9 protein-coding genes are annotated in these 8,449 nt (G+C 39.8%); 5 read left to right on the top strand and 4 right to left on the bottom strand.

From position 1 onward, the window contains the following. Positions 1 to 460: 460 nt before the first annotated feature. The 3 genes from LC605_RS29160 to LC605_RS34840 form a co-directional block, all read right to left on the bottom strand. The gene (locus LC605_RS29160; RefSeq protein WP_229550933.1) at positions 461 to 796 is read right to left on the bottom strand and encodes a XisI protein; all 336 of its coding nucleotides are present in this window, start codon (positions 794 to 796) and stop codon (positions 461 to 463) included. Further along, the gene (locus LC605_RS34835; protein ID WP_369010376.1) at positions 784 to 936 is read right to left on the bottom strand and encodes an element excision factor XisH family protein; all 153 of its coding nucleotides are present in this window, start codon (positions 934 to 936) and stop codon (positions 784 to 786) included. Before LC605_RS34835 ends, LC605_RS29160 begins: the two co-directional genes overlap by 13 nt. A gap of 83 nt (positions 937 to 1,019) precedes the next feature. Further along, positions 1,020 to 1,136 (bottom strand): element excision factor XisH family protein, encoded by a 117-nt coding sequence (locus tag LC605_RS34840; RefSeq protein WP_369010375.1) that lies wholly within the window; start codon positions 1,134 to 1,136, stop codon positions 1,020 to 1,022. Between the two features lie 492 nt (positions 1,137 to 1,628). Between LC605_RS34840 and LC605_RS29165 the strand changes: the two genes are divergently transcribed. The 4 genes from LC605_RS29165 (at position 1,629) to LC605_RS29180 (ending at position 6,936) form a co-directional block, all read left to right on the top strand. After that, positions 1,629 to 2,696 carry a response regulator gene (locus LC605_RS29165; protein ID WP_229550934.1) on the top strand — a complete coding sequence of 356 codons (1,068 nt, stop codon included), beginning with the start codon at positions 1,629 to 1,631 and terminating at the stop codon, positions 2,694 to 2,696. 476 nt (positions 2,697 to 3,172) lie between these two features. Continuing rightward, complete coding sequence (locus tag LC605_RS29170; RefSeq protein WP_229550935.1) at positions 3,173 to 3,550, top strand: response regulator transcription factor; 378 nt, start codon at positions 3,173 to 3,175, stop codon at positions 3,548 to 3,550. Between the two features lie 4 nt (positions 3,551 to 3,554). Further along, positions 3,555 to 4,052, top strand: a complete 498-nt coding sequence (locus tag LC605_RS29175; protein WP_229550936.1) for a chemotaxis protein CheW — start codon at positions 3,555 to 3,557, stop codon at positions 4,050 to 4,052. 61 nt (positions 4,053 to 4,113) lie between these two features. Then, positions 4,114 to 6,936, top strand: a complete 2,823-nt coding sequence (locus LC605_RS29180) for a methyl-accepting chemotaxis protein (RefSeq protein WP_229550937.1) — start codon at positions 4,114 to 4,116, stop codon at positions 6,934 to 6,936. 51 nt (positions 6,937 to 6,987) lie between these two features. Here the strand turns inward: LC605_RS29180 and LC605_RS33190 are convergent, their stop codons facing one another. Beyond that, entirely contained in the window at positions 6,988 to 7,122 is a 135-nt protein-coding gene (locus tag LC605_RS33190) for a hypothetical protein (protein ID WP_267868704.1), read from the bottom strand. 5 nt (positions 7,123 to 7,127) lie between these two features. On the opposite strand from LC605_RS33190, the gene LC605_RS29185 reads away from it, so the two are divergent. Beyond that, the coding region (locus tag LC605_RS29185) for an Hpt domain-containing protein (RefSeq protein ID WP_229550938.1) at positions 7,128 to 8,449 on the top strand (1,322 nt) is incomplete at its 3' end.

Consider the following 8,449-nt stretch of genomic DNA (forward strand, 5'->3'; position numbering starts at 1 on the left):
CAGTTAAGGCTAAAAACTAAATCTGGTGTAGGTTGGGTTGAGGAACGAAACCCAACATTATCGAGACTTTGTTGGGTAACGCTTACGCTCAACCCAACCTACTATTCTCTTAACCCAAGCGTATTGTGTTATGGGACTGATGTTTGATTTTTCAAATACACGTAGTAGCGTGTCAAGACTAAATTGTTGCAAGAAATTTTCTTGTGGTGTGGGCCGAAAAGCCCGCACTGGACGGGCGAGACGCCCATCCCACAAGAGGAAAGCTAATGCACTATTTTAGCCTTGTCACGCCACTATACATACTTATATTTTTTCAGAAATCAAATACTAATCCTATATCTGAAACTCCCACTAAGCGTTCGCACTCATCAACAATTAAGCGATCGCATTCTCCTGTCATCTAAAACTGTCACTGGGGGTTCGCATTCATCAACAATTAGCGATGGCATATTTTTGAGAATCAAGCGATCGCAAAATCAGTGTATTGTCTAACATCCTCTGGATGAAAAGCTAAAACAATTTTATCTTTGAGAATTCCTGCGGCTACGAGTTCATTGGCAATGCCATATTCAGTCCCATCGCGCTGAATCCAAATTTTTCTATCAATGATTTCAATATGGATAATACAACCATGAACTCGTTCTTCTCCCTGCCATCCCAAAGTCATTACTATGTAATTAGTAGCTGTGCGATCGATGATTAGCTTTGTTTCTAACTGACAATTTGAATAGGGTATTTTTATATATTCATTCAGAACATCTTCGATTGTTTTTTGATATTTCTCTAAGGTATCCATTGCATAATTACCTCTTGCTTTGGGTCAAATACAAGTAAACGTAAGCGGTTCTTTTTTAATAAAATCTTGCCGATGGGTTCGTTGAAAATTTCAGTGTAAGTTCGGTGGGGGATAGCACAATACGGTTCAGTTAAGAGAATAGTAGGTTGGGTTGAGCGTAAGCGTTACCCAACAAAGTCTCGATAATGTTGGGTTTCGTTCCTCAACCCAACCTACACCAGATTTAGTTTTTAGCCTTAACTGAACTGTATTGGGGGATAGCAAGATATAAAATCCGGTCGCTTCCTTGTTCTTCTAAAATATCGTAATAAAGAATAAACTGTCCTAATGGTATTGTCACAATCCCTTATAAATTATGTTTTGTTTTATTTTTGTCAAAAAAATCAGTATTATCCCTGTAGTCACAACAGGGATATTTAATGAAAAGTGGCTTCATTTAGTTCTTACTTACTTAAGGACTAGATTTTACTTACGTGTAAATACAGAAGTTCAAATATATTACCGTCTACAAAATCAGTATTATTCCCGTGGTCAGATTGGGGTTACTCAATGGAAAGTGGCTTCATCTAGTCTTGATATTTCTATGTCTTATTTCTCGAAAGATGTTTATAAATCTCAGTAACAGTAAGTAAATTAATCACAATTTACGAATTTACTCAGATTTGCTCATCTGAAAATAACGCTACTGTCGTTGAGTTTCACCACAAACCTAGATGTAAACTGATGTACTTTAAAATACAAAAGTTTGATGCTTTTTAACTGATTTAAATTGTGGAATAACTCTACACAAATTTAGCTTACACATATCGAATTTAGCTGGAGTAAAAGCAAAATGAGCACAACTCCTATAGGTAGCTACAGGTTGTTCCAGAAACTACATCCGCTATCTCTGTTGGCACAATTAACCAGTCGGCGTGCTACAGGATGTTTAAGCATATTTACGGGTGCAGCTTCTTGGTCAATTTATCTAGAGGATGGTAAACTTACCTATGCCTCCTATTCAGATAAACTGTTTGAGCGCCTTGACAGTCACTTGCGACGCTTAAGCCAGCAAATTCCCGCTCTCAACAGCGCCACTCGCGTGCAGATGCAGCTGATGTTTGAGACGAAGAATGAACATCAATCAATACAAAATGCGGATTACCAAGCTATTTGTTGGTTAGTAAATCAGGGCTATATCAACTCTGTGCAAGCAGCAAGCCTGATAAATGAATTGGCTAAAGAAGTTCTGGAATCATTTCTGTGTTTAAAAGAAGGGAGCTATGAATTCAGTTCTGAAAGCTCTTTGGATGAACTACCAAAGTTTTGTCGCCTGGACTTGCGGTTACTTGTTGAACATTGTCAAAAGCAGTTACGAAATCGGCAAAATATCCAGTCATCAATTCCATCTGGTGCGGGTTCTCAAGTTTTGTCTACAACACAAACGTCTCAATTTCAGCCACAATTGCAAATAAAACTTGGGCAAAAATTGCCGATATCAATCAATTTTGATATTCCTGAGATTAATCAAAATACTCAGCCATCTGTTGGCAAAAAGCTATATACAATTGCCTGTATTGATGATAGTCAAACAGTTTTGAATTCCATGAAGCATTTTTTGGATGAAAACACATTTTCGGTTGTGATGATCAACGATCCGGTAAAAGCTTTAATGCAAATTCTCCGGAGTAAGCCTGATCTCATTTTGCTAGATGTCGAAATGCCAAGTTTAGATGGCTACGAGCTATGTTCTTTATTACGGAAACATTCAGCTTTTAAAAATACACCAATTATTATGGTGACAGGAAGAACGGGATTTATTGATAGAGCAAAGGCTAAAATTGTCAGGTCATCAGGATATTTGACTAAGCCTTTTACACAATCAGAATTGCTCAAAATGGTTTTTAAATATCTTGGTTGATTAGTCACAAGCAATAACTATACTAATCCTATTTGAGTTATGAAAGTTATTGAACCACCTTCTCCCTTAGCGCTAGCCTCTCCCTTTGGGAGAAGGACGCTAAGGACGCAAAGAGAAAAAAGAAATGCTTAACTGAACTGTATTGGTATATAGGACTCATATCAATACGGTTCAGTTAAGGCTAAAACTCTGTTATCCAAGTCAATTTTTTAACGAACCGCCAAGGCGCAGAGGACGCAGAGAGTAGAAAGAGAAGGAAAAAAATTGCTTAACTGAACTGTATTGGGACTCATATTTGATTTTTTAAAATATACGTAGGGTGTGTTAGCGACAGCGTAACGCGCCATTCTTAAGGGTTTGGTGCGTTAGCGTTTCGCCTAACGCACCCTACAAATACTAATTTTGTTTAAAAATCAAATCGGATTCCTATATAACCAAATTTAATTGCCTTAAGTTACTTTTTAGGAGATTTAATAGTGAGCCTGACTTTGCTTGGCACGATTCTGATTGTAGAAGATTCTCCCAGCGAATTGGAATTGATGAGCCATTATCTCAAAGAGAGTGGTTACAACGTAATTAAAGCAAGTGGTGCAAAAGAGGGTTTAGAAAAAGCTGTGTTAGAAAAACCAGATGCGATCGTTACTGATGTAGTAATGCCTGAAATGAGTGGATTTGAATTGTGTCGTTCTCTCAGAAGAAATGCGATTACTGCAAAAGTGCCGATTGTAATTTGTAGTTCCAAAAATCAAGAAATTGACCGTTTGTGGGCGATGAGACAAGGTGCAGATGCTTATATAACTAAGCCTTACACCCGCGAACATCTCCTACGTACTATTAAATCAGTGGTAATTTGAATTAATGACTAGTACAAACATTACTCTTTCCTCAAAACAAACTAAAAATAATTTAGCAGATGGTTATCTGAAGTTTCAGCTAAATCAACAAACTACTGCTGTTTTATCAATGAGGCATACGCAAGAAGCAATTATTGTGCCTGTTGAATCTATCACGTCGATGCCCAATATGCCCCCCTGCATATTAGGATTAATGAATTGGCGGAGTCGGATAATTTGGGTAGTTGATTTGCCAAAAATGCTGAATTTAGAATCCCTAGATTATCGACTGCGGCAGTACAATATAATCGTGATTCGAGTGGAATCATTGGTGTTGGGCTTAGTTGTACAAGAAATCAAAGGTACAATCAAGTTCATCGTTGATGATATTCATTCTCCTATAGGACAAGTGGCATCCAGTTTAGTTCCTTATTTATGTGGGTGCATTGTACAACAAGAAGAAATATTACTAGTATTAGATGCCCAGGCGATTGTGCAATCTTCTATTCTCCGCAGTGATTAGGATGTACGACTAAAAAAGATTTTTAGTGTTCTTAATTCACATACTCAGAAGATGTACTTTTATGTCTAATAAAACCAAGACGAATCAAGGTAGTGATGCTCAAAATAGAGCATCACTAATTTCATCTCAAAAAGCCATTGGGACTGTAGTAAAGCTACCAACTAAGCTGACTACTGGTACTGCTAATAATTATTTTTTGAATCAGGTTATTGCCTATTTTACAAGGCTGGGATTGGTTAAGAAAGCAACTATTTTAGCGATCGCAGTCGGTACAATACCAGTATTGACCATCGGCGCGATCGCTTTTGGTTTTGCCAACAAGTCAATTATTAAGCAAATTACTCAATCTCAACAAGCTGAAGCAACTGGGTTAAGTGATAAAGTTAACCGTTTCATGCTGGGGCGCTACGGAGATATCCAGGTCATATCAAGTTTGCCTTTTTTGGTAAATCCCCAAGCTGGTGTCAGTACCCAAGAAAAACAAGCAGTTCTAGATCGCATCGTCCAAGCTTACAAAGCTTATGACAGTGTTGCTGTTTTTGACCGACAAGGTAACTTGATTGTGCAATCCACAGGTGAACCCCTGGAAAATCAAAATGACCGTACCTATTTTCAAGACGCTTTACAAAAAGATACTCTTGTAATTAGCAAACCTGAAGCAGCAAAAAATACTGGTGTAGTCCGTATTTATTTAGCTGCACCCGTGAAAGAGAGAGGGACGGGCGAAACTATTGGTGTGGTACAGGCACGTATGCCCGTAAAATCTTTAGAGGAAGTACTCAAAAGCTACATAGCCAATGGGCAACAATACCATTTGATCGATGCTTCAGGAATAGTTTTCTTGAGTCCACAAAAGCAATTACTGAGGAAAGAGGCAAAGGGAGAGTATCCTAGTTTATCTAAACTGCTTACAGCCAAAAAGCTAGATAGTTTTATAGAAGTTTCCAAAACTCAGAAAAAACAAGAACTAGTCAGCTACGTACCATCTAGTATCGTAGATGGCTTACCTGATTTAAACTGGCGGGTACTTTTATCCACAGATACCGCAATTATATTTGAGCCGCAAAGACAATTGTTGTGGATTATTAGCATCGGTACAGTACTGACAGCATTTATTGTGGGTGCGATCGCATCTCGGTTAGCTAAACTAACTACACAGCCAATTCTGAATGCGACTGTGGCATTAGCGAAGCTAGGTCAAGGTAAATTCAATACCCGTTTGGAAATTCAAAGAGAAGACGAATTAGGGGTACTGAGTGCAAATATCAACCAGATGGCTCAACAATTGCAGGTCTTGGTTAAGGAACAAGAACTCGACGTTGAAGGGGCAAAATTACTAACAGATATTACCCTACGGATTCGGAGAAGTCTCAAAACTGAAGATATTTATGACGCAGCAGTCAAAGAAGTTCAGCGATCGCTAAAAACAGATCGGGTAATCATTTATAGTCTGAATCCAGATGCTTGGGATGGCGTTGTCGTTGCGGAATCGGTAACTAGTAATTGGCCGGAAATGCTGGGAGTGCAAATTGACGACCCCTATTTTCGGGAACGTTATTTAGAAACTGATCACGATGGACAAGTGCAAGCGGTTGCCAATATTTATCAAGACCAAAGCTTGAAAAATGCCGACAGTTACATTCAACTTTTAGAAAATTTTGCTGTCAAAGGTCATTTGCTCGTACCAATTATTGCCCAAAAGCAATTTTTCAGCTTATTAATTGCTCATAATTGCCAAACTCCTCGTGTTTGGCAACAGCCGGAAATTGACTTGTTTCAACAGATAGCAACTCAAGTCGGCTATGCCTTAGAACAAGCTAAGTTATTAGAGCAGATCAAACAAGCCAAAAGTATTACATTCATTGGCTCTGATCACGAACGACATCAAAAGGAAACATTGCAACAGCAACTTTTAGAACTGCTTAAGGATGTAGAAGGTGCAGCCAGAGGCGACTTAACAGTACGTGCAGACGTGACTGCTGGGGAAATAGGGACTGTAGCTGACTTCTTCAACTCGATTGTCGAAAGTCTGCGGGATATTGTTACCCAAGTTAAACAAGCTGCTACCCAGGTGAATACCGCCATCGGTTCTAACGAAGGAGCCATCAACGACTTAGCAGAGGAAGCACTCACACAAGCTGCCGAAATCAACCGCACTCTCGATGCTGTTGACCAAATGACCCAATCCATGAAAGCCGTAGCCGAAAGTGCCGAAAAAGCTGCGTTTATTGCCAACCATGCTGCCCACACCGCCACCAAGAGTGGACACGCGATGGATTTAACAGTACAAAATATCCTGTCTTTGCGCGAAACTGTAGCTGAAACTGCTAAGAAAGTGAAACGTTTGGGAGAGTCTTCTCAACAAATTTCCCGTGTAGTGTCCTTAATTAACCAAATCGCGATTCAAACCAACTTGCTTGCCATTAACGCCGGCATTGAAGCAGCGCGTGCAGGTGAGGAAGGTGAAGGTTTTGCCGTAGTTGCTGAAGAAGTCGGCGAATTAGCAGTCCGAAGTGCCGCAGCAACCCAAGAAATTGAACAAATTGTTGAAAATATCCAACGAGAAACCAGTGAAGTGGTGCAGGCGATGGAAATAGGAACCACCCAAGTGGTGGAAGGTACACGCATTGTGGAGGAGGCTAAAGAAAGTCTGAGTCAAATTTTAGATGTATCGCGTCAAATTGACTCCTTAGTGCAGTCAATTTCCGCTGCAACTGCATCTCAGCTAGAAACATCGGAAAGTGTCAGCCAATTGATGAAAGATATCGCTGCTGTATCACAACGCACTAGCGATTCTTCTCACCAAGTTTCCAAATCCCTGCAACAAACTGTGGAGATTTCTCATCAGTTGCAAGAGACTGTCGAGACTTTCAAAGTTAGTTAAATTTGTCATTTGTCATTTGTCCTTTGTCATTTGTCATTTGTCCTTCGTGATTTACCAATGATCAATGACCAATACTTCGACTTCGCTCAGTACAAGTGACCAATAACCAATAACCAATGACCAATAACCAATGACCAATGACCAATGACCAATAACCAATGACCAATGACCAATGACCAAGGACAAAAACCATGTTACAAGACAAAGAGCTAGAAATCCAGATGCAGTTTCTGGAAGAAGCAAGTGATTATTTGAATACCCTAGAAGGGGTATTATTGGAAATCGATACTACTAACCGCATCGATTTAGATAAAATCAATGCTGCACTCCGGGCTACTCATTCTATCAAAGGTGGCGCGGGGATGATGGGATTTAGATCGCTAAGTGATTTAGCTCACCGTCTAGAAGATTCTTTTAAAGTTTTAAAAACTAAAAAAAATTCTTTAGAAATTGATACTCAGTTGCAAAGTTTATTGCTGTCTGGAGTTGACTGGCTGCGTCAGATTGTAGAATTGCTTGCAGAAGGAAATGTTGTTGAAGATGGGTGGTTAGCAACCTTTTGTTACCCAATTTTTGATGAGCTGCACGATCGCTTGGGCGACCCTACCCCAGAGGATGCCTCAACCATGCTATCCCCAGAAGATGGACAAGATGTTATCCCTTTGCTATTTGGAACAGAGGTAGAAGAGTGTTTGCAGCGTCTAGAGTCTATCTTGGCAGATAGCGAACAGCCCGGTTTGTATGAAGAAGTTGTAATGATGGCAGCTGAATTGGGCGGTTTAGGGGAAATGCTCCAGTTGACAGCTTTTACCAAGCTTTGTGAGTCAGTAACGCAGCAATTGGAAACTGTGAACACTACCAGAGGCTTCCCTTCGGGACGCTACGCGAACGCCAACGATAACCCCTTGGGGGAACGCATTTCCGAAATTGCTCAGTTAGCATTGCAAGCATGGCGGCGATCGCAAGCTTTGATACTGACAAATCAACTAGATAACTTGCCTACAGACATTAAATTAAATATTTATACGCAACATCAACCACTATTACCAGCAGAAGTTATACCAAAATTTATTGCCACAGATACATCTGCCACAGATATGCTCGATACATCTGTTTGGCAACCAAAAATAACTCCAGAAACTTGGACAAAAGATGAAGCGATTGCCGCCAAATTTACATTTTTAGATGCAGAATTTGCCGATGAGGTAAATGCTGTTAATGTCACCGAGCAAAGTACAATATTGCCTAGAGAAAATCATCCTCCAGATGCTAGATTTGCTGAAGGTAAGGGAGAGGCAGTTGGCGTTAGTAAAGAGCGAGAAATTCATGAAAATAGCGTCCGAGTTCCTAGCAAACAATTAGAGCAAATTAATGATTTATTTGGGGAACTAATCGTTCAACGAAATGGGTTAACTTCGCAATTAGAAAGATTACGCAAACTCGTTCGTAACCTCAACCAGCGAGTACAGACTCTCGACCGAGAAAACCAGGAATTACGTATAGCCTACGATAA

The organism is Nostoc sp. CHAB 5836 (genome assembly GCF_020829445.1).
Taxonomy (GTDB): Bacteria; Cyanobacteriota; Cyanobacteriia; order Cyanobacteriales; family Nostocaceae; genus Nostoc.

Excerpts from the sequence above, each read along its gene's own strand:
- LC605_RS29165 (WP_229550934.1), top strand. The coding sequence starts at position 1,629 with ATGAGCACAACTCCTATAGGTAGCTACAGGTTGTTCCAGAAACTACAT.
- LC605_RS29175 (WP_229550936.1), top strand. The coding sequence starts at position 3,555 with ATGACTAGTACAAACATTACTCTTTCCTCAAAACAAACTAAAAATAAT.
- LC605_RS29160 (WP_229550933.1), bottom strand. The coding sequence starts at position 796 with ATGGATACCTTAGAGAAATATCAAAAAACAATCGAAGATGTTCTGAAT.
- LC605_RS29180 (WP_229550937.1), top strand. The coding sequence starts at position 4,114 with ATGTCTAATAAAACCAAGACGAATCAAGGTAGTGATGCTCAAAATAGA.